General features: G+C 66.6%; 16 protein-coding genes. 6 read left to right on the forward strand and 10 right to left on the reverse strand.

All coding sequences use genetic code 11. The annotated features are described in order from the left end of the window. Nucleotides 1-2: 2 nt before the first annotated feature. The 8 genes from GY40_RS11865 to GY40_RS11900 form a co-directional block, all read right to left on the reverse strand. Nucleotides 3-1,676 (reverse strand): hypothetical protein, encoded by a 1,674-nt coding sequence (locus GY40_RS11865; RefSeq protein ID WP_051987802.1) that lies wholly within the window; start codon nucleotides 1,674-1,676, stop codon nucleotides 3-5. Beyond that, nucleotides 1,673-3,676, reverse strand: a complete 2,004-nt coding sequence (locus GY40_RS11870; RefSeq protein ID WP_038362099.1) for a glycosyltransferase — start codon at nucleotides 3,674-3,676, stop codon at nucleotides 1,673-1,675. The genes GY40_RS11865 and GY40_RS11870 overlap by 4 nt, the downstream gene beginning before the upstream one ends. Further along, the gene (locus tag GY40_RS11875) at nucleotides 3,673-5,076 is read right to left on the reverse strand and encodes a hypothetical protein (RefSeq protein ID WP_051987805.1); all 1,404 of its coding nucleotides are present in this window, start codon (nucleotides 5,074-5,076) and stop codon (nucleotides 3,673-3,675) included. The genes GY40_RS11870 and GY40_RS11875 overlap by 4 nt, the downstream gene beginning before the upstream one ends. A 64-nt stretch (nucleotides 5,077-5,140) precedes the next feature. Further along, nucleotides 5,141-5,833: a class I SAM-dependent methyltransferase gene (locus GY40_RS11880; RefSeq protein ID WP_038362102.1), complete on the reverse strand. Its 693-nt coding sequence runs from the start codon at nucleotides 5,831-5,833 to the stop codon at nucleotides 5,141-5,143. Between the two features lie 37 nt (nucleotides 5,834-5,870). Continuing rightward, nucleotides 5,871-7,028, reverse strand: a complete 1,158-nt coding sequence (locus GY40_RS11885) for a glycosyltransferase (protein WP_051987807.1) — start codon at nucleotides 7,026-7,028, stop codon at nucleotides 5,871-5,873. A gap of 71 nt (nucleotides 7,029-7,099) precedes the next feature. Further along, on the reverse strand, nucleotides 7,100-7,792 hold the full coding sequence (locus GY40_RS11890) for a sugar transferase (protein ID WP_081925320.1): 693 nt from the start codon (nucleotides 7,790-7,792) through the stop codon (nucleotides 7,100-7,102). Nucleotides 7,793-8,077: 285 nt separating this feature from the next. Next, a complete protein-coding gene (locus GY40_RS27950) occupies nucleotides 8,078-8,710 on the reverse strand; it encodes a LuxR C-terminal-related transcriptional regulator (protein ID WP_038362107.1) in 633 nt (210 codons plus the stop codon). Between the two features lie 70 nt (nucleotides 8,711-8,780). After that, nucleotides 8,781-10,118 carry a polysaccharide biosynthesis/export family protein gene (locus GY40_RS11900; RefSeq protein ID WP_248311144.1) on the reverse strand — a complete coding sequence of 446 codons (1,338 nt, stop codon included), beginning with the start codon at nucleotides 10,116-10,118 and terminating at the stop codon, nucleotides 8,781-8,783. Nucleotides 10,119-10,309: 191 nt separating this feature from the next. Here GY40_RS11900 and GY40_RS11905 point away from each other — a divergent pair, with 191 nt between their 5' ends. Next, nucleotides 10,310-10,537: a hypothetical protein gene (locus tag GY40_RS11905; protein WP_038362113.1), complete on the forward strand. Its 228-nt coding sequence runs from the start codon at nucleotides 10,310-10,312 to the stop codon at nucleotides 10,535-10,537. Between the two features lie 131 nt (nucleotides 10,538-10,668). Beyond that, the gene (locus GY40_RS11910; protein ID WP_038362115.1) at nucleotides 10,669-11,433 is read left to right on the forward strand and encodes a VanZ family protein; all 765 of its coding nucleotides are present in this window, start codon (nucleotides 10,669-10,671) and stop codon (nucleotides 11,431-11,433) included. 110 nt (nucleotides 11,434-11,543) lie between these two features. Here the strand turns inward: GY40_RS11910 and GY40_RS11915 are convergent, their stop codons facing one another. Continuing rightward, nucleotides 11,544-12,713 (reverse strand): glycosyltransferase, encoded by a 1,170-nt coding sequence (locus GY40_RS11915; protein ID WP_051987888.1) that lies wholly within the window; start codon nucleotides 12,711-12,713, stop codon nucleotides 11,544-11,546. A gap of 148 nt (nucleotides 12,714-12,861) precedes the next feature. On the opposite strand from GY40_RS11915, the gene GY40_RS11920 reads away from it, so the two are divergent. Beyond that, nucleotides 12,862-13,902, forward strand: coding sequence for a glycosyltransferase family 2 protein (locus GY40_RS11920; protein ID WP_038362120.1), 1,041 nt, complete (start codon nucleotides 12,862-12,864; stop codon nucleotides 13,900-13,902). Between the two features lie 414 nt (nucleotides 13,903-14,316). Here the strand turns inward: GY40_RS11920 and GY40_RS11925 are convergent, their stop codons facing one another. Beyond that, a complete protein-coding gene (locus GY40_RS11925) occupies nucleotides 14,317-15,207 on the reverse strand; it encodes a MurR/RpiR family transcriptional regulator (RefSeq protein WP_038362122.1) in 891 nt (296 codons plus the stop codon). A gap of 239 nt (nucleotides 15,208-15,446) precedes the next feature. Between GY40_RS11925 and GY40_RS11930 the strand changes: the two genes are divergently transcribed. The 3 genes from GY40_RS11930 to GY40_RS11940 are packed head-to-tail and all read left to right on the forward strand — an operon-like array spanning nucleotide 15,447 to nucleotide 19,873. After that, a complete protein-coding gene (locus GY40_RS11930; protein ID WP_038362630.1) occupies nucleotides 15,447-16,772 on the forward strand; it encodes an aspartate aminotransferase family protein in 1,326 nt (441 codons plus the stop codon). Nucleotides 16,773-16,780: 8 nt separating this feature from the next. Continuing rightward, entirely contained in the window at nucleotides 16,781-18,250 is a 1,470-nt protein-coding gene (locus GY40_RS11935; protein WP_038362124.1) for a M81 family metallopeptidase, read from the forward strand. A gap of 42 nt (nucleotides 18,251-18,292) precedes the next feature. Further along, nucleotides 18,293-19,873: an ABC transporter substrate-binding protein gene (locus tag GY40_RS11940; protein ID WP_038362126.1), complete on the forward strand. Its 1,581-nt coding sequence runs from the start codon at nucleotides 18,293-18,295 to the stop codon at nucleotides 19,871-19,873. Nucleotides 19,874-19,892: the final 19 nt, after the last annotated feature.

Genomic DNA, 19,892 nt, shown 5'->3' on the forward strand with positions numbered 1-19,892 from the left:
GGTCAGGATCTGCTGCGGTTGATCACGGCGCCGACGACGGTGGCACCGGCCCGCCGGAGAGCGCCGAGGGCCTCGTTGAGCTCGTCATGGGTGGTCACGCCTTCGGCCGCGACGAGGACGACGATGTCGGCATGGGTCGCGAGCGCGACGGCATCGGAGGATTCACCGAGTGGCGGCAGGTCGATCAGCACTTCGCCGCGCTGCCTCGCCTCGGCGAAGACCAGGGCCGCGCTGGGATCCCTGAAGTCGACGAACCGGTTGAGTTGCGGCGTCGCCGAGCGGATCGGCAGCAGGTGAACCCCCTCGACATCGACATACTCCGCCTGCGCCGTGTCGCCCGAGGCGATCACATCTGTCAGCGAGGCTCCCTCCTTGCCCTGCTCGGCGTGCACGCGCCCGCCATCTTGGCTGATGACGCTGACCTGGCGGCCGCGATGGTTGATCAGTTGCGCGAGATTCATCGTCAGCAGCGTCGCGCCCGCGCCGGCCCGCCAGGATCCGATCGCGACGACCGGGCTGCCCTGGAAGCGGCTTGCGGCCCAGGCGATCTCGATCGCCGTCTGCAGGTCGCGGATTGCCGCCGCGAAGGACCCGGCATCCGCGCGCGTCACCAGCATCGACTTGTCCGGGTCCGAGGCAGGCGCCTGCCGCCGGCCACCGACTTGGGGGACGACGGCGAGGCAGGGCAGGCCCGTTTCACGCACGAGGTCCTGCGGGAGGCGAACACGGCGATCGAAAGCCGAGGCGAGCGCGGCGACGAACAGGCCGCTGAGCAGGCTGAAGACGCCGGCGAAGGCCATGATCAGGCTGCTGCGCGGCGCCGAAGGGCCGAGCGGGGTCTGGGCCGCACCGATGATCCTCGCATCCGCATCCGGGATCGGTTGTGCGGGCAGCGCGCCGCTGCGGACAGCCGCCTCCGCGGTTCGAACCTGGGCCGCGAGCGCGTCCACCCTGCCTTGCAGGAACTCCGCGCCGCTACGGGCGGCATCGGCCTTGAAAGCGACGGATTGCAGCAGATAGGCGGAGGCTGCCGCGTTCGCGACCCGCGCCGGCAGGGCCGGATCGGTCGAGGAATAGGCGACCTCCAGGACATAGGACTGGCCGACACGGCGCGCCGAGAAACGCCGCACGAAATTCTCGAACGCGCTGCGGCGCGGATCGGCGTGAAGCGAAGCCTCGCTGCCCTGGCTCGACGAATAGGAAGCTCCAACTGCAGCGAAGGCGCCGTGTAGCGCGGCGGTGACACGTCCGCTCAGCGCCTGCAGCAGGCCCGGCGGCTGAGGCCCGAGTTCAGGATGGCTGCCCAAGGCCAGGGAATCGAAAATGGTGCTGAGCAGCCGCTCGGAACGGATCACCTGCAATTCGCTGTCGGCGGCATTCAGATCGAGCGAGTTCGGCGCCGCGATCTCGCGCGCCGAGCTCGGGGCCTGCCGCCGCGGCTCCAGCAGTACGGTCGCAACCGCGCTGTAGGTCGGCGGCGTGGTTCGGACATAGGCCAAGGCTGCCGCCAGGCAGATCGCGACCCAGATGGCCAGCTTGCCCCTGTGCCGCAGCCCGGCGGCGCCGATCGTCCGCAGCAGGGCGACCGGGCCGTCGCTCGCCGGCGCCATGGCCGGCTCGGGCAGCGGCAGGATACGGAATGGCGCGCCGGATGCGTCCGGCTTTCCCAGCATCATCGGAACTTCCCCCTCGGCTGTAAGGCGGCGGCGCGCTCGGGCTGCATGCGCCCGCGCAGTACATCGGCGATCCCGAGCAGATTGCCCCAGAGGCGGCCGCGTCGATCGATGAACGGCTCGGGCCGGAGCGAGCGACCGAGATTGGCGGACATGTTGCGGAAGAGATGATCGGCGGCCTGGCCAAGCGTCATCGTGCCCTTGCGCAGCATGTAGAGCGGATTGACGATCTGCGAGTAGCCGAAGCGCTCGCCGGCCATGCGGCCGCCCTTGACGCCCATATGGACGCCGATCGCATCGGCGGATTTGACCAGGCGCCCGCCGCGGCGCGCCAGCCCAGCCGCGAAGTCGCGATCCTCGAGCCAGCCATAGAGCACGAGCCGCTCGTCGAAGCGCAGGTCGCCGATGCTGGCGAGGCGAAAGGCCATGTTGCACCCGTAAGGGCTGTAGGGCTCGATCCAGGACCAGTCGCTCGCCGGCGGCGCCGCGACCAGCCTCATCGCCTCTGCAAGCGCGATGCCGGGACCGCCCACGCCGTCGGCCAGGACCCGGCCGGTGAAGGCGACGATACTCGCCTCGTCGCGGAAGGTTCGGGCAGCGGTGGCCAGCCAATCCTCATGGGCGACGAAATCGTCGTCGAAGAAGGCGACGATCTCGGTCCCGGGCGGAAGATGCGCGAGCGCCGTGTTGCGCTGGGCCGCAAGCCCGGGCGGCCCGGTCAGCACCACGACATCGTTGCGCCCTTGCAGATCGCCGGCATCGGCCGGATCGATGCAGGAGACGATGACGCTGTCGGGTTTCAGGCTCTGCTGGGCGAGAAGGTGCAGGACGGTCTGCGACACCACCTCCGGCCGGCCACGGGTGGCGACGACGACGGCGATGCGCGGCGGCTTGAGGAGGGGCGCGATCTGCGCAGCGCGCCGTGCTTTCGGCGACTGCGCCAGCTCGAGATAGCCCGCGGCGGTGCTGCGCCAGGAAAACAGCGGCAGGCGCCCGCGGCCGCGCCCGCTCAGCTCCTGCCGCAGCGTCGCCGAACCCGCCAAGGCTCTGATGTGTTCGACCCAAAGCGCCGGGTCCGCCGGCGATGCGAGCAGCGCGGCATCGCCGCAGACCTCCGGCATGCTGGCGCAGTTCGAGGAGACGACCGGGCAGCCCCGTGCCATCGCCTCGATGATCGGCAGGCCGAACCCTTCGGTCCATGACGGAAAAGCCAGACAGAGCGCCCGCTCGAGCAGAAAGGCGAGGTCGTCGTCACTGACCCGCCCGAGCAGGCTGACATTGGCGGCTTGCGCCAGCTGATCCGGCGCGAAGATGCCGTTGCCGCCCCCGGCGATGACGACGTCGATGCCGAGCTCCGCCAGGCTCGGCGCGATCTCGACGAGAAGAGAGAGATTCTTGTGGCGCGCCTGCGAGCCGAGCGCCAGGACGAACGGGCGCTCGACATCGGGCCGAGCCGCCAGCAGCGTCGGAGCCCGCTCCGCCCTGGCCGGATCCCAGGCCAGCGCATGTTCATGGCCGTTCGGAAGCACGGCGATATCGGCGGCACGCAGCGGCAGGTGCCGTGCCAGCTGCCGGGCCGAGGCCTGCGAGACGGTGGCGATCCGGGCGCTGCGGCGTGCCAGCAATGGCTGCAGCGTCCTGTATGCGGTGCGAAAGCCGCGGCTGTAGCTCTCGGGCGCGGCGAAGACATTGGCGTCGTGGATGCAGACGATCTGGTCGCCCTTGAGCGCCGGTGCCGTGTTGCAGAGATTGAGGAGCCGCCCGCCCCAGAGCCGCGGCAGTTCCAGCTGCTCCCAGCCATGCCCTGCCAGTCGCCCGCCCTGGAGTGTGTCGATCGCCTGCAGCGCCATGGCGTCGGCGCCGCGCGGCGCGACCAGGATGGCTTTCCGGCTTGCCGCTGCCAGGCCCTCGTCGAGGGCCGAGACGACGTTGCGCGCATAGCGCTGCACGCCGGTCATGGCCTGCGACAGGAAGCGGCCGTTCACCGCGAAGGTCTCGGTCATATCCTCGCTCCGGTGGCGAAGGGGACAGGTCCTGGAACGCGGGAGGTTCGCGGCCTGATCGCGGCCGCGAGCGCAGCCAGCATGCAGAAGAAGAAGCCCTGATCGATGACCGGGCCGACGAGCAGGTCGCCGACCAGCAGGCCGACATAGCCATTGCGCGTGGCGACGGCGATGTCCGCCTCCAGGCTGCCCGGCCGGCCGCGCGGGCGCAGGAAGCATTCGAAGACGAAGACCGCATAGAAGAGGGCGCCGGGAACCCCGACGCTCGCGAGCAGCGCGACGGCAAAGCTCGAGGCGCGCGCGGTTCCCACCCCAACCCCGAGCCCCCAGCTGTCGAGGAAGTTCTGGAATGAGATGACGTTCCAGGAGCTGCGTTCGACCCCGGAATCGGAACTCGCCTTGTTGAGCACGACGAGGTCGACATAGCCGTAGATTTTTGCCACCGCGTCGGGATCGAGCAGGAGAAGCAGGACGACCGCCAGCCCGACGACCGGCGCGCCGAGTGCGAAGATGGCTGTCAGCCGCACCCCATTGCCCAGCACGAGCCGGGCGATGGCGAAGGCATAGAGCAGGAGGAGCATCACCGGCGCGCCGACCAATCCGGTCGAGGACGTCGACAGCACGATCAGGACGAGCGAGAGCCCGGCGAGGATGCCGGTGAGCCGCGGGCGCACGCCGCAGAGCCACAAGGTGCCGGTGAAGCCGAGGACGCCGAGCGTCGAGCGCGCGAAGACCGAAGCCTCCGTATACGAGCCGACGATCCGCTTCATCCCGGCGATCTCGGAATCGGTATGCAGCGTGTAGCGGGCATTGCGGATGAAGCCGAGCAGCTCCTGCGTGCCGGTGGAGTAGGTCGCGATGTCGAGGATGGCGAAGACGGTGTTGGCGATGCAGCAGGCGAGCAGCCCGTTGAAGACGGCCGAGAAGCCCTCGCGCGTCGCGGCGATGGCGGTCAGCGTGATCAGGCAGAGCAGGGTGGTCGAAAGATAGAGGCTCTGCGTGACATTGCTCGAGACCGGCGCCAGCGGCACCGTCGAGCCGGTATCGTCGAAGGCCGTGGTCCCGAGCGGGATGATCTCGGTGAGGCCCGCGAACACACGCGGCATCAGGAAGGCGCTGGCGACGCCATAGACGACGAGGCAGGTGAACCAGAATGCGGGCTCGTCCGGATGCAGGGTCCGAATGGCGGCCGCGGCCTCGCGGCGGCGGCTCAGCACGCCGCAGACCAGGAAAACCAGCATCACATGCCCGGGCTGGATGTTGGCGGCGCCGATCAGCATGGCCGCGGCCGCACCGAGGACCGCCATGATCGCGAGCCCATGGACGAGTGCGCCCGTGCCGAGCATCAGGCAGACCAGGCCGATCAGGATCGTCAGCACGCCGATCGGCTCGATGCTCATCGCAGCCGAGCCTTCCGCGATGGCGACGGCCCGCCTCCAGCCTGATCGTGCCCGCACGCCATGGTCATTCGGCCAGCACCATCAGCGAGTAGCCGCCCAGCACCCGGACCGCCAGGTCCGGATTGAGCGAGAAGCAGAGCCGGCGCGGCAGGCGCATCAGCCGGCTGCTCAGCGCCTGGTTGGGCAGCTCCAGCCGACTGGCGGTGTAGGCGTGATCGATGACCCGGTAGCCGCAATCCGCCAGGGTCGCGAGTGCCGTCTCCTTGAAGAAGTAATGCAGGTGGCCGACATTCTCGCGCAGCTTGGTGATCGGCCAGCCGCGCAGCAGCGACTGGACGGAAAGATCGAGCGGGATGTGGAAGACCTTGTAGCGGCCCTTGCCGCGCAGCGCCTTGATGAAGGCGATGTAGTCCTCGACATGCTCGATCACGTCGGCGATGACGAGCAGGTCATAGTCCGACGGGCCCTCGGTCGTGAAATCGCCGAGCGAGAACGTGACCGTGTCGGTCTCCTTGTACTTGGCGCGCTGATAGGCGTGCGGCGAGATCTCGAAGCCATGGAAGCGCGCCGCCGGAAAGGCCTTGGCCAGGTTGAACAGGATCTCGCCGGTGCCGCAGCCGACCTCGCAGGCCTTGTCGAAGACGATCGCGTTCTTGCGCAGGATGGCCTCGACCTGCCGCGCCTTCCAGGGCGAATCCTCCTCATGCCAGGTCGGGTTCAAATCGGCATAGACTTCGCTCTGGTAGATCGTCTGCATCAGGTTCTTCCTCGATATCGCGAAGGGCCGGCCTCGTTCAGGCCAGGCTCTGGACCAAGGCCGGGCGTGGCTGAGCCGGCGGCATGGCCATCGAGAACGTCCCGGCGAGCGGCTTGAGCAGCTGGTTGATGTGAAGGGCCATCTGCTTCTCGAAGACGGCGGTCGAGAAATTGCGGGCATAGGCCGCGATCTCGCGCGGTTGCCAGGTGATCGCCCTGGCCCGCTCCTCGGCGGCGATGAGCGCATCGACGCTCTGCTCGTCGAAGAAGACGCCGCTCATGCCGTCGATCACGGTCTCGGTTGCACCGCCGCGGCGGAACGCGATCACCGGCCGCCCGCTCGCCATGGCCTCGACGGGCACGATCCCGAAATCCTCCTCGCCCGGGAAGATCAGGGCGCGGCAGCGCGAGTAATGATGGCGCAGGGCGCTGAAGGGCTGCGGCCCGAGCACCTGGACGTTCGGCTTGGCGATCCGGCGCAACTCGGCGAGCATTTCGCCCCCGCCGATCACGACCAGGCGTCGGCCGGTGCGATTGAAGGCTTCGACGGCGAGCTCGGGCCGTTTGTAGCCGACGAGCTCGCCGACCATCAGGCAGTAATCCTCGACGAGATCGTTCGGCAGCACCTCGAAAGCGTCGACATCGACCGGCGGATGGATCACCGTCGAGGCGCGGCGATAATAGCGGTGCAGCCGCGTGGCGACCGTCTCGGAGTTGGCGACGAAGTGATCGACGCGATTGGCCGTGACGCTGTCCCAGTTGCGGATGTAATGGGCCAAGGCCGGCATCATCAGGCGCGTGATCGGCCCGGCACGTTCCCTGTATTCGTGGAACATGTTCCAGATATAGCGCATCGGCGAATGGCAATAGCAGATGTGCATCGCGCCGGGCGGCGGCACGATGCCCTTGGCTGGTCCGGACTCGCTGGAGATGACCAGGTCATAGCCGCGCAAGTCGAGCTGTTCGAGCGCCAGCGGCATCAGCGGCAGATAGCGCTGGTAGAACTTCGCAGCGCGCGGCAGCCTGCCGACGAAACTCGTCGTGACCTTGTGGCGGCGGATCTCGTCGGAGACCGCGTCGGGCACATAGACATGGGTGAAGACATCCGCGTCGGGATACATCCGGCACAGCGCCTCGATGACCTTCTCGCCGCCGCGCATGCCGACGAGCCAGTAGTGGACGATCGCTATTTTCATGGGCCGAGGAACTCCATGGAACTCTCGTGGTCCGGGCGTGGCACGTCCGGCACCGTCGTCCTGCGGCTGCCTTAGCGGCTGCCGCGCTGCATCAGCACCGCCGGCACTGTCTTCACCAGGATCTTGGCGTCGAGCAGGAGGTGCCATTCCGAGGCGTACTGGCTGTCGAGCGAGACGCGGGTGGCATAGGAGCAATCGCTGCGGCCGCTGATCTGCCAGAGGCCTGTCAGCCCGGGCGGAACCGAGAAACAGTGGCTGAAGGCTTCGCCATAGCGTTCGCGCTCGGCTGCCACGATCGGGCGCGGCCCGACGAAGCTCATCTCGCCGGCTATGATGTTGAAGAGCTGCGGCAGCTCGTCCAGGCTCGAGCGACGGAGGAAGGCGCCGACCGGTGTAATCCGTGGATCGTATGTGAGTTTCTGGCTTTCGGCCCATTCCTGCGCGGCGACCGCATCGGAGGCCAGCAGATGCTGCAGCGCCTCATCGGCATTGATGGCCATGGTGCGGAACTTCAAGCAGCGGAAACCCTTGCCGCTGCGGCCGATCCTCGGCTGCTTGAAGAGGGCCGGGCCGCCGTCGCCCGCCCGGATCAAGGCGGCGATGAGCAGCATCAGCGGCGCAAGCAGGAGAACGAGAGCAACACCTGCCGCAATGTCGATGGCTCTTTTTACTATGATCCGCATCAAGCTGTATTCGCTTCGCGATGCACGCATGTGCAAAGCTAAGGACGCCGGCAAATTTTGCGAGTCCGGAAAGCGGCTCATTGCAGCACCCTACTCATAATCTGCATATTAACAGATTATTAACGAGCATCGAATACATCGCAATAGGATTTTGTGCGTTGCAGCATATTTGCTCAGGCCGATTGCGGGCTGGCTACAAACTGAACGTTGTCAGTAAAATGCCTGACAGATTTGATGCAATTCCGCCGCTTTCTGCGCCAACGGCGAGCCGGCCGTCATGGCATGCGAGCCTTCGCCGGGCGGCAGTGACGCAGCTGGAAGGCAGCGCCATCGATGTCGGGCTCGCTCGACGGCAGTCTAAATTCTTTAGTCGTGGGACTGAAACCATCCCTGGGTAATCGCGTATTGCACGATCTGCTGGCGGCTCTCGATGCTCAGCTTGCTGCTGGCGCGCGCCTTGTAGGTTTCCGCCGATTTCTTGGTGATCCCGATCCGCGCAGCCGCCTCGCGAATACTGAATCCGAGAGCGATCAGGCGGAGGATTTCTTTCTCCCTCTCGGTCAGGACCGAGCCGCGCCGCGTTCCCCCGACCGTCAGAAGGGAGTGGGGGGAATCGAGGAAGGAGCCGCCGCGGAGGACCGTGGCGATCGCCTTGCACACGACTGAAACGGGCGATTGCTTGAGGACGTAGCCGCGCACGCCGAAAGCGAGCAGGCGGTGGGCGCGCGCATTGTCGAGTTCCTCGGCCACGACGAGGATCCGCTGCGATGGCAGATCGTTCAGCAGGCTTTCGACGACTGAAATCCCGTTGAAATCATCGCCGACGACCGCGACGTCTGGAGCTGCCTTCTCGATGACTTTCGCGAGGTCGGCGGAGGAATGGGCCTCGCCGACAACAGCGATGTTCGGTTGCTCGGCCAGGCAGAACCGCAGTCCCGCCAGGAAGATCGGGTGTTCGTCTGCGAGGAAAATGCGAGCGGGGCGCTCGGATGACAGCATAGGCTTGCCTCCGCATGGACGGGAGCCCGGTTGAGCCGATCGCAAATCGGCTCGGATGTGCCAGCGATAGCTAGTTCTGCGCCCCGGCCGGTCCGGCAGGGGGCAGCGCCGAGATGATCGATTGCAACGAGGCTCGCTCGACCCTGACGATATCCCCGGGCAGGATTGGCGAGGTCTCCTCGACCGCGATCTCGTTGACCGTGTCGCCCTGGCGCCTCTGGACGCTGAAGCGCATGCGGGCGAGCTGCTTTTCCTGCTGGCTCTGCAGCCTTGGCGCGAGCGCGGTCGATTCATGGATGAGCGCGCGCAGCGACGCGATCCGGTCTTCCGACTGCTTGAGCGAGAGCTGGGTCTCGCGCAACTCGCGCCCGATATCGATCTCGCGCTGGTTCTGCACATCGGCGCGCATGCGGTCGATGCGGCTGATCTCCTGTTTCGCACGCGCTGTCGCCAGCATCAGATCGAGTCCCTGGCTCTCGGATTGCGCCAGGTTTTGCTCGACCGCGAGCTGGCGCGGACTCACGGCCAGCCCTTTGCTCATCAAGCTGTTGATGTTGTCGAGTTCGCGGCGGATCAGATCCTGCTGGCGCTGCTGGGTCACCGCCTTGGCGCCGAGCGTACGCAGCTCCTCCTCGATCAGGCCGCGCGATTGCTGCAGGAGGTCGAGTTGCGAGCGGACGGCATTGCGACGCGAGGCGAACAATGCGCTCTCCTCGCGCATCGCCTGGGCGGCTCCCTCATCGAGGTTCCCGCGCACATCCTCGGAGAAAGTGATCGTTTCTGCCTGTCGCGTTTCGGCCAGCAACCTGTCGCGACGCATCTGCAGGGCCAGCAACTGCGTCTGCTGGACGCGAATCTCGCCCTCGGCGACGATCGTCTCGCGCTCGAAACGGCCCAGCGCCAGCTCCATGCGCTGGAACCCGCCTGCGATCGCGACCGCCTGCAAGGTGGTCATCGTCGGCCGGAAGGCATATTCGCCGGGTTTTTCGACGGCGCCGACCACGTAGATCGGCCGATATTGCGCGATCTCGACGGCCGCTGCCGGCGCATTGACCAGCCCGGCGGTCTCCTTCAGCCGCTCCGAAATCAGCGCCGCGATCTCGGCCGGCGCCTTGCCGTCGACCGAGAAGGTGCCGACCACCGGCAGCGAGAGCATGCCGGTGGAGCTGACGGCGAACTCGCCGCTGAGAGCCGACCATTCGAAGAGCTCGCGCGAGTTCGGCCGCCATTCCGACACTTTGATCTTCAGCCGATCCTGCGCGGCGACACGGTATTCGAACTCGTTTGCGCCGGCTCGCGCGCCGTCGGCAAGGACCGTTGTCAGCGCCGCGACAAGCAGCGCAAGCATGCGGGCCGCGGCCCAGGCGCATTGCGGGGCAAGGGAGGCAGAGAGAGTGAGGTATCTCACAAAACACTCCACGGCAGACCACTCTGGCAAACCCCCAAGCAAATCCGTTGCCAGTCCCTCGAGGGCCGTTAGCGTGCCCTTAACCATGAGGGTCCAGGCTGGTGGAAATCCCACGCGCGCCCGAAGCCTTTCTCGGGACGGCGAGCAAAGCTATAGTCACTGGCCGATAGCGAGCCGCGAAAGCACGAGCGATGCTGATCGTCTTCTTCCTGGCTGCCATCGCCAGCGGTGCGCTGACCCTCTGGCTGATGTGGCCGCATGGCCTGCTTGTCGCGTTCATCGCCACCGCCGTGGTCGCCAGTGCGATCGTCGCCGTTTGCGCCGTGCTCGTCGCCGTCCTCAGGTCGCGCAGCGCGACCGGCGATGAGCCGCGTCCGCGTGGCGTCCTCGATCTCCTCGGGCCGCGCCAGCCCCGCTGAGCGCTTGCGCGGCGGGCCTTCTGGCACATGAATTGCTCTTTTGGCACATGAATTGCTGACGATCCCCGCAACAGCGGCTTGCGCGATCGCGCCTCTTGCCGCGGCCTGCCATTGCGATGGGAGAGGGGGCGATGACGTTGCCTGTCCGGTTTCGGAGTTCGGATCGAGACCGCGACACGGATCTCGACAGGCTGGGACCGCTCTACGGGCAGCTCGAGCAGGCGCTCGCCGCGATCGAGCGCGAAAGTTCCGGGCTGTCGCGCCGGCTCGACGAGGCTCGCACCCGCGCGGCAGCGCTGCTCGGCAATGAGGACGGCATCTATTTCGAGCGCGAGCCGACCGACGAGGCCAGGCTGGTCGAGGCGGAGGCGCAGATGATGGCGGCCTTCCGCCGGCTCGAACAGTTGCGGGAGCAGCAATCGATGATCGCCGCCTGGCGCACGGAGATCGACGACACCGATCTCGGGCGCATGCTGCGCAGCGGGCCCAGATCGAGCAATTGGGCCGCCCGCCTCCTGCGCTGGGTGCGGGCGCGGATGGCCGCCATCCGCCGCCTCGCCCGCTTCTTCGGCTGGGCGCTGATGCTCGTGATCGTCCATGCGACATTGTCCGGCATCGAGCAGCGGCCATCCGTCGCCTGGCTGATGCCGGATTTCGAGCGAGGCCTCGCTTTCCTCGCCGCGGCCGCCGCCTTCGCGATCGGCTATCCTCGGCAGCGCTTTCTCATCTTCGCCGCTGGCCTTGCCGCGGTGATCTCGCTCGAACTCGCCCAGAGCTGGTCGCCGACGCGGCACGGCACCATCCACGACGTCTGGATCAAGGCCGCCGGCCTTGGGCTGGGTTTTGCGCTGGTGTGGGGCGTGGAGCGGCTCAAACCAGCGGCGAGGAGCTGGTGAAGATCGCCCCGACGACGCGGGCTTCGGCGATCCGGCTCCCATCCGGGCGAGGATGACACCGTCCGCTACGAAAACGTTGATCGCCGGGCATGAGCGCGGCCGCCATGGGCTCAGGATGCGCCGGCTGGCGCGGCTGTCAGGCTGCCTCCGGCGACGGCCGACCGTGGCTGGGCGCGCCCATCGGCGGCGAGCAGGGCCTGTGCATGGGCATGCACGACCTTGTCGAGGCTGAAACGATCGATGTAGTCGATGCGGTATTGCGCATCGCGGCGCTGCGACACGACATGGTCGTGATAATGCACCATCGCATCGACGAAACCGGCCATGTCGCCCAGCGGCACGAGCCGGCCGAGCCGGTTGTCGACAAGGATGTCGCTGGGTCCGAATTCGCAATCGAAGGCGATCACCGGCAGGCCGAAGCGCAGCGCCTCGCAGATGGCCAGGGACCAGCCTTCCCAGCGTGCGCCCGACAGGTAGACGTCGCTGTTCGACAGCGGAATGGCCGGGCTGTCAGGATAGTGCTCGATCCTGACCCGGTCGGCGAGGCCGAGTTCATCGATCAGGGCGCGGATCGCCGCCTCCTCCTCGCCATAGCCGACGAGCGCAAGCTCGGCACCCCTGCGCGTCTCGCAGAAGGCGGCAAAGGCGCGCAGAAGGACGTCGTAGCCCTTCTGATAGGCGAACCGACCCACCGTGACGAAGCGGATCGGACGGCCGATCGCGGGCGCCGGCATAGGCACGGGCGTATCGAAGGAGCGCACGGGATTTGGCACCCAGACATGTTCGACCTCGCTGGGATAATCGCGTCGGAAGGCGTCGAGCTGGCGCGGCGACGTCCCGAAGACGCGCGCCAGCCGCGGCAGGACCAGAAACCGCATGGCCTCGAACAGGACGGTTGCCTTGAATGAGCGCCGCTCGAGCCTGGGATTGCCGTGAAGGTAGAGGATGAAGCGGCGCCTGATGCCGAGGCAGGCGAGCCAGAACACCGCCGTCGGCTCGACCTGCGGCACCACGACGAGGTCGAACCGGCCGCCGGCAATCGTCTTCCGAACCCGCCGCAGCAGGTCCAGCCGCCCGTTCGAGAAGCTGAGAAGGACGTCATATGGCCGCGGCTGGCCGACGATCTGCTCGAAGGGCGACGTGTAGAGGACGGAGATCTCGAGATCGCCTCTGTACTCGCTCGCCAGCGCCGAGCAGATCGAATCGGTGACGCGCTCGATGCCGGCAAACGACCGCGTCGGCGGCACGATGTAGAGGACCCTGGTCTTCCCTTCCGGCATCGCGCGCTCGACCATCGCTCCGGAGCCGCCGATCGGCCCGGTACGGCTCTTGCAATGTCCGCGCCAAATGGGGCGTTTCGTCGCCGCTGGCGCGGGCCCAGCGCCATGGTGGGTGCGCCGCAGGCTTTAGATTTCAGCGGAGCGGCGCATGACCGGTTCGACTCCCAGGCTCGCGGTAATCATCAACTGCTTCAACTATGCGGAATATGTCGAGCGCGCGATCCGCAGCGTGCTCGCACAGGGCCGCGACGACTGTGAATTGATTGTCGTCGACGACGGCTCGACCGACGCCTCCTGGGACGTCATCGGCGGGACGGGAGTAACGGCCTACCGGACCGAGAACGGCGGCCAGCGCCGTGCCTGCATCTTCGGCCTCGACCGGACCACGGCGCCCTTCGTGCTGTTCCTCGATGCCGACGACGAGCTCGCCCCCGGCGCACTCGATGTGATCATCCCGCGGCTCGATCCGTCGGTCGCCAAGCTGCAATTCTGCCTCAGCCGCATCGACCGCGACGGCAACAGGCTGGGCTCGGCCGTTCCCGAGCCCGACCAGATTCGCATGACGAGCGATCTGAGCGAGCGTGTCCGCCGGACCGGCGTCTATGTCAGCCCGCCGACCTCCGGGAACGTGTTCAGGCGCGACCTCTGCGAATTGCTGCGCGACGCCGATTATGACGACGCGGTCGACGGGATCATCGTCCTCGCGGCCCCCTTCTTTGGCGAGGTCGTCTCGCTGCCACAGGAGCTCGGGCTCTATCGCGTTCACGATCGCAACATCTCCGGTGTCGGTCGGGCCATCGACGGCGCCAGGATCGAGCAGCACATGCAGCGCTTCCGAAACCTCATAGGCCATCTCAATCGGGTCATGCCGGCGGGGAGCGCGAGGCCGCAGCTCGATGCCGAACAGACCTTCTTCTACCTCGAGAAGAAGTCGGTCCTTGCGTCGATCGACCGGCGCATGGATCGCTTTCGGCAACTTCCCATGCTGATCAGGGTCATCAGCGGGGACTATTTTTCAGCGAAGCGGAAGCTCGCCCTTTCGCTGTTCCATATCCTGATCGCCTTCCTACCGGTCGGGATATCGCGCCGTCTCATCGAGTTCCGTTACCGGTCCGAGCAACGCACGCCGATCGGGCTGGCCAAGGCGCTGATCGGTAATGGGAGCGATGTTCGGCCCCGGTCGCTGTGATCCGCGATCGACAGCCCTTGCGTCGTGGAACAGCTATTGGATACCGCAGCTCAACGAAGCCCCGCGGTCAGCCATCACGCCGCTTTCGATCAGCCTCCCAGAATGCGGACGTTGCCAGCGTCCGGGATGGGCCACCCTTGGCTGCTCGACTGCCAGCCTCAGCAGGCTGCCCTGAAGCAGACGTTCCAGACGTCGGCTAGGGGTCACAAACGTCAGTCGTTCGTCCGGACGAAATGCGCCAATAGCAGAAGTTGGCGCTTTGCCCGGAAGCGGACATCACCAATCGGTAACAATAAAGGCTTGAGGATGAGCCGCGCTGCCCTGAGAAGGTTCGTGGCAGAGGTTCTCTTTCCAGCTCTCGAACCGATCTTGCCAGATTGTTTCAAGATTTAGCGGCGCGCTCGCCCCAAAAGACTAGATTTTTCTGCGAGGAATGGCGGTCGCATAGGTGTTCAGCGAGAGCAGGTGGCGGTCGGCGCGATGGAGCGCGGCGAGCGCCGCATTGCGATCCTTGTTGGCCAGCAATCCGCAGAGCACCTCGGAGATCGCCAGCGCCGGCGCCAGCGTGTGAAAGAAGCTCTGGCTCTCGGTGGAGCAGAGGATGGCCTGATCGGCGATGCCGACCAGCGGCGAAACCTCGCTGTCGGTGATCGCGATGATGCCGAGCCCCTTTTCGCGAGCGAGCTCGGCGAGCTCCAGGCTGTGGCGCGCGTAAGGATTGATCGAGATGGCGAGCAGCACGTCCTCGGCGCCGGCGCGGATCAACCCGTCGCCCACCGTGTCGGCCGGCCCGTCGAGATGGATCGTCTTCTCCCCGAGCAGCGCCATCACATAGTGGAAATGCCAGGCGACCGAATGGCAGGAGCGCAGGCCCAGCACATAGATCCGGCGCGCCTGCGCCAGCCGGTCGGCCGCCGCCGAGAGACGTTCCAGCGAGGCCGGTTCCGACAGGCGCGCGATCTGGGCGGCGAGCCCTTGCAGCATGCGCCGCGACAATTGCGCGGCGGCCATGTCCTGCTCGCTCTCGTCGGTCTTCATCGCGCGCGCCGCGAAGCCGTCGACGCGGAAGCGGATCGCCTCGGCATGATGGGCGCGGATATCGTCATAACCGGCGAGGCCCAGGAACTTCGCGAGCCGCGTCATCGTCGAGGGCTGCACACCGGCATTGCGCGCCAGCTCGCGCATCGAGACCAGCGCCACCTCCTGCGGATGCTCGATGATGTAACGCGCCGCCTGCTGCAATTGCGGGGACATGCCGTCGAAGAGGCTGACGATGCGCTCGCGCAAGGGATCCGCCTGCAACATTTGAATCGCACCCTCTTTGCCCCGTCGCGACCATTCCCGCGCGCCGGTCGGATTTCAAACGGTTTCTCGGCTTTCCCTCAGCCTTTGAGGGCGTTGCGCTGGACTGTTCCGTCGCGACAGTTTTAGCGTCAATCGTTTCCGATTTGTATCATATAAAACAAATGTTGCATCACTCGATGAGGCGTGTCATGAGGCTGCGCGTCGCGGCGGCCTGTCCGCGCCAATCCGGGAAGCTTGAGATGACCAGGATTCTCCATCGCTCGATCGGCGGCCGGTTGCCGCAAGCGGTTGCGGGGCAGGGCGTCACGATCACCGACGCGGATGGCCGCAGCTATATCGACGGATCGGGCGGCGCCGCCGTCTCCTGTCTTGGCCACGGCCATCCCGAGGTCATGGCGGCGATGCGCGCGCAGATGGACCGCATCGCCTACGCCCACACCTCCTTCTTCACCACCGATGTCGCAGAGGAGCTGGCCGAGCGCCTGGTCGGGCTGGCGCCGGAGGGGCTCGACTACGTCTATCTCGTCTCCGGCGGCTCCGAGGCCGTCGAGGCCGCCATGAAGATGGCGCGGCAGTATTTCGTCGAGATCGGCCAGCCACAGCGCCGCCATTTCATCGCGCGCCGGCAGAGCTATCACGGCAATACGCTGGGCGCGCTGGCCGCCGGCGGCAATGCCTGGCGGCGGGCGCAGTTCCAGCCGATCCTGCCGCAGACCCACCATGTCTCGCCCTGCTACGCCTATCGCGGCCAGAAGGCCGGCGAGACGCCCGAGGCGTACGCCGCCCGTCTTGCCGACGAGCTGGAGGCCAAGATCCTCGAGCTCGGAGCGGAAGAGGTCATCGCCTTCATCGCCGAGCCGGTGGTTGGCGCGACGCTCGGTGCCGTCGGGCCGGTCGCGGACTATTTCGCCCGCATCCGCCGCATCTGCGACAAATATGGCGTCCTGCTGATCCTCGACGAGGTGATGTGCGGCATGGGCCGCACCGGCACGATGTTCGCCTGCGAGCAGGAGGGCATCTCGCCCGATCTCGTTACCATCGCCAAGGGGCTGGGGGGCGGCTACCAGCCGATCGGCGCGGTGCTGCTCTCGGACAGGATCTACCGAGCCTTCGCCGAAGGTTCCGGCCTGTTCCAGCACGGCCACACCTATATCTGCCATCCGATGGCGGCGGCGGCGGCCAACAAGGTCGTCGAGCTGATCTCGCAGCCGGAGATGCTGGAAAACGTCCGCCTGATGGGCGAACGCCTTCAGGCCGGGCTCGACGCTCGCCTCGGCCAGTCGCCCCATGTCGGCGATATCCGTGGCCGCGGCCTGTTCCGAGGCATCGAGATCGTTGCTGACAAGGAGACCAAGACGCCCTTCGCCCCGGCGCTGAAGGTGCATGCCCGGATTAAGAAGGAGGCGATGGCGCGCGGCCTGATGAGCTACCCGATGGGCGGCACCATCGATGGGCGGATCGGCGATCATGTCCTGCTGGCGCCGCCCTATATCATCACGCCCGAGGAAATCGATCTGATCGTCGAGCGGATCGGCGGCGCGATCGACGCGGCGGTCAGGGTCTGACCGCTGCCATGGCGTTCCGCATCGCCTTCGCCGGCTTCAATCTCGAATCGGTCACGGCCGTTCCGCAGATCGTGGAGCTGGCGGAGTTCGAGCGCGTCTGCGTGCGCGGGGCTGAGCTGACGGAACGGTTCCGCGGTACCAACACTGTACCCGGCGGCTGCCTGAAGATCTGCGAGGCCGAAGCCGCGGAGTTCGTGCCGCTGTTCCACACGCTGCTCGGCGCGCTCGGGCCGACTGCGGATGAGGCGGTTGCGCACTACACCAGCGAGATCGTTGAGGGCCTCCGCAAGAATGGCCCGCTCGACGGCGCCATCCTGTTCCTGCACGGTGCCTGCTGGGCGCCCGGCTATGTCGATGTCGAGCGGCATGTCATCGATGCGGTGCGCGCGGCCTTTCCGGCGCTGCCGATCGCCGTCGCGCTCGATTATCACGGCAATATCGATCGCGAGACGCTGCGCGGCGCCGATATCGCCGTCGCCTATCGCCATTCCCCGCATATCGACATGGGCGAGACCGGCGAGCGGGCGGCCCGCGCCCTGCTGCGGTTCCTGCGCGAAGGGCGTCGGCCGGGTCTCGCGGTGGCGCGGCCCGATGTCGTCATCCCCTCGATCATGTCGGCGACGGCGCTGGCACCGCTGGCCTCGATCATCGCCGAGGCGCGGGCCGCCGAGCAGGACGGCGATTGCGACATCTCGATCATGGCCGGCTTCTCCTATGCCGACAGCGCCAATACCGGCATGTCGGTGATCTGCCTGGACTGGGACGGGCAGGAGGCGGCCGAGGCCAAGGCGCAGGCCTTCTCAGGCCGGTTGCGCGCGGCGCGCAAGGCCATCGCCAACGCCATCCCGATCCTGAGCGTCGAGGACGCTCTGGCCGATATCGAGCGCAGTCCCGCGACGGGCCGGCCGATCGTGCTGCTCGAGCATGCCGATCGGATGAACGATTCCACCCATCTGCTGCGGGCTTTGCTCGGTCGCGATGTCGGGAGGGTCAACGTGCCTTTCCTGCTCGACCCCGAGACGGCCGCGCAGGCCAATGCAGCGGGCGAGGGCGCCGAGATCACGGTCGCGCTCGCCGGCAAGACGGCGCGGGAGACTGGTGGGCCGGTCGAGGTCGTGGCACGCGTCCTCTGGTCGGGGCCGAAATCCTTCAACGTCTCCGGCCGCTACCAGCGCGGTTCCTTCGTCGATCTCGGGCTGACGGCACTCCTCCAGATCGGCGCGGTCCGGATCTCCGTGGTCTCGCATTTCGCCTTCGCCGTCGATGGCGACCCATTCTTCATCTTCGGCGAGCGACCAGAAGATTACGACGTCATCCTGCTGCGCTCGAAGACGCATTTCCGCGACTACTACGAGCCGCTGGCCGACCGCATCCTGGTGGTCGACACGCCCGATCTGGGCCCTGCCAATGTCAGGCTGATCCCGTACCGCCAGCTCGACACGGCACGCGCCTATCCGTGGAGCGACGCTCCCGCCTGACGACACGCGCCAATCCAAGCAACCAAAAACGAGGGGATAACAATGACGTTTCGGTTCAGGACTTTCGGGGCTGCGGCGCTGCTCGCCGGCTCCCTTCACGCATTGCCGGCTTTTGCCGAGACGACGCTCAATGTCGTCATGCAGGCGCCGCTCAGGTCGCTCGATCCGATCCTGAGCACCGCCCAGATCGTGCGCACCCATGGCTTCATGGTGTTCGACACGCTGCTCGGCATGGATGCCAAGTACAACCCGCAGCCGCAGATGGCCGACTACGCCGTCTCAGCCGACAAGATGACCTATACCTTCACCTTGCGCGACGGCTTGAAATGGCATGACGGTACGCCGGTGACCGCGGCCGATTGCGTCGCCTCGCTGAAGCGCTGGGCCGCCAATGACGGCGCCGGGCGCACGATGATGGGCTCCGTCGCCTCGATCGAGGCGACCTCCGACAAGGTGCTCGTCATCAAGCTGGCGAAGCCCTTCGGCCAGGTGCTGGAACTGCTGGCGAAGCCCTCGCCGGTGCCGCCCTTCATGATGCCGAAGCGTCTCGCCGAGACGCCTGCCGGCCAGCAGGTGACGGAGATGGTCGGCTCCGGCCCGTTCAAGTTCGTCGCGGCCCAGTATCGTCCCGGCGATCAGGCCGTCTATGTCAAGAACACCGACTACAAGCCGCGCGCCGAGCCGATGAGCTGGACCGCCGGCGGCAAGACCGTGAATGTCGACAAGGTCGTGTGGAAGGCGATGCCGGACATGCAGACCTCGATCAATGCATTGCAGTCCGGCGATGTCGACCTGATCGAGCAGGTGACGATCGATCTCCTGCCGCTGCTCAAGGCCAATGACGAGATCAAGACCGGCGCGATCAATGCGCTGGGCAGCCAGGTCACCGGCCGCTTCAATCATCGCCTGCCGCCCTTCGACAATCCCAAGGTCCGCCAGGCGGCGATGTATGCGCTCGACCAAGAGCAGCTGATGCAGACCGCGATCGGCGACAGCCAGTATTACAAGCTCTGCGCCTCGGTCTATGGCTGCGACGTGCCGCTCGCCTCGGATGCCGGCTCGGAATATCTCAAAGGCAGCGCCAAGGAGCGCATGGCCAAGGCGAAGGAGCTGCTGAAGGCCTCCGGCTATGACGGCACGCCGGTGCTGATGATGCAGCCGACGGACCTGACGATCCTGTCGACCCAGCCGATCGTCGCGGCCGAGCGCCTGCGCGAGGCCGGCTTCAAGGTCGATGTCGCCGCGATGGATTGGGCGACGCTGCAGTCGCGCAAGAACAGCACGCAACCCGTGGCACAGGGCGGCTGGAACATGCTGTTCACCTATTGGGGCGTCTCCGGCATCTGGAACCCGACCGTGCATGCCCTGCTCGACGGCTCGGGCGCGGAGACGGCGTGGTCGGGCTGGCCGAAAAGCGCCCGCGTCGAGGAACTGCGCGCTGCCTTCCTCACCGCGCCGACGCTCGACGAACAGAAGACAATCGCCCGCGAGATCCAGCAGATCGCCTATGACGAGGGCTTCTATTTCAATGCCGGCGAGTTCCAGTCCGTCGCCGCCTGGAGCGCCAAGCTGAAGAACCTCCAGCCCGGCCCGCTCACCCTGTTCTGGGGCGTGAGCAAGTAACCTCGCGAACCGGGCGGCA

This window comes from Allobosea sp. UNC402CLCol (assembly GCF_000745475.1).
GTDB classification, from domain to species: Bacteria; Pseudomonadota; Alphaproteobacteria; order Rhizobiales; family Beijerinckiaceae; genus Allobosea; species Allobosea spartocytisi.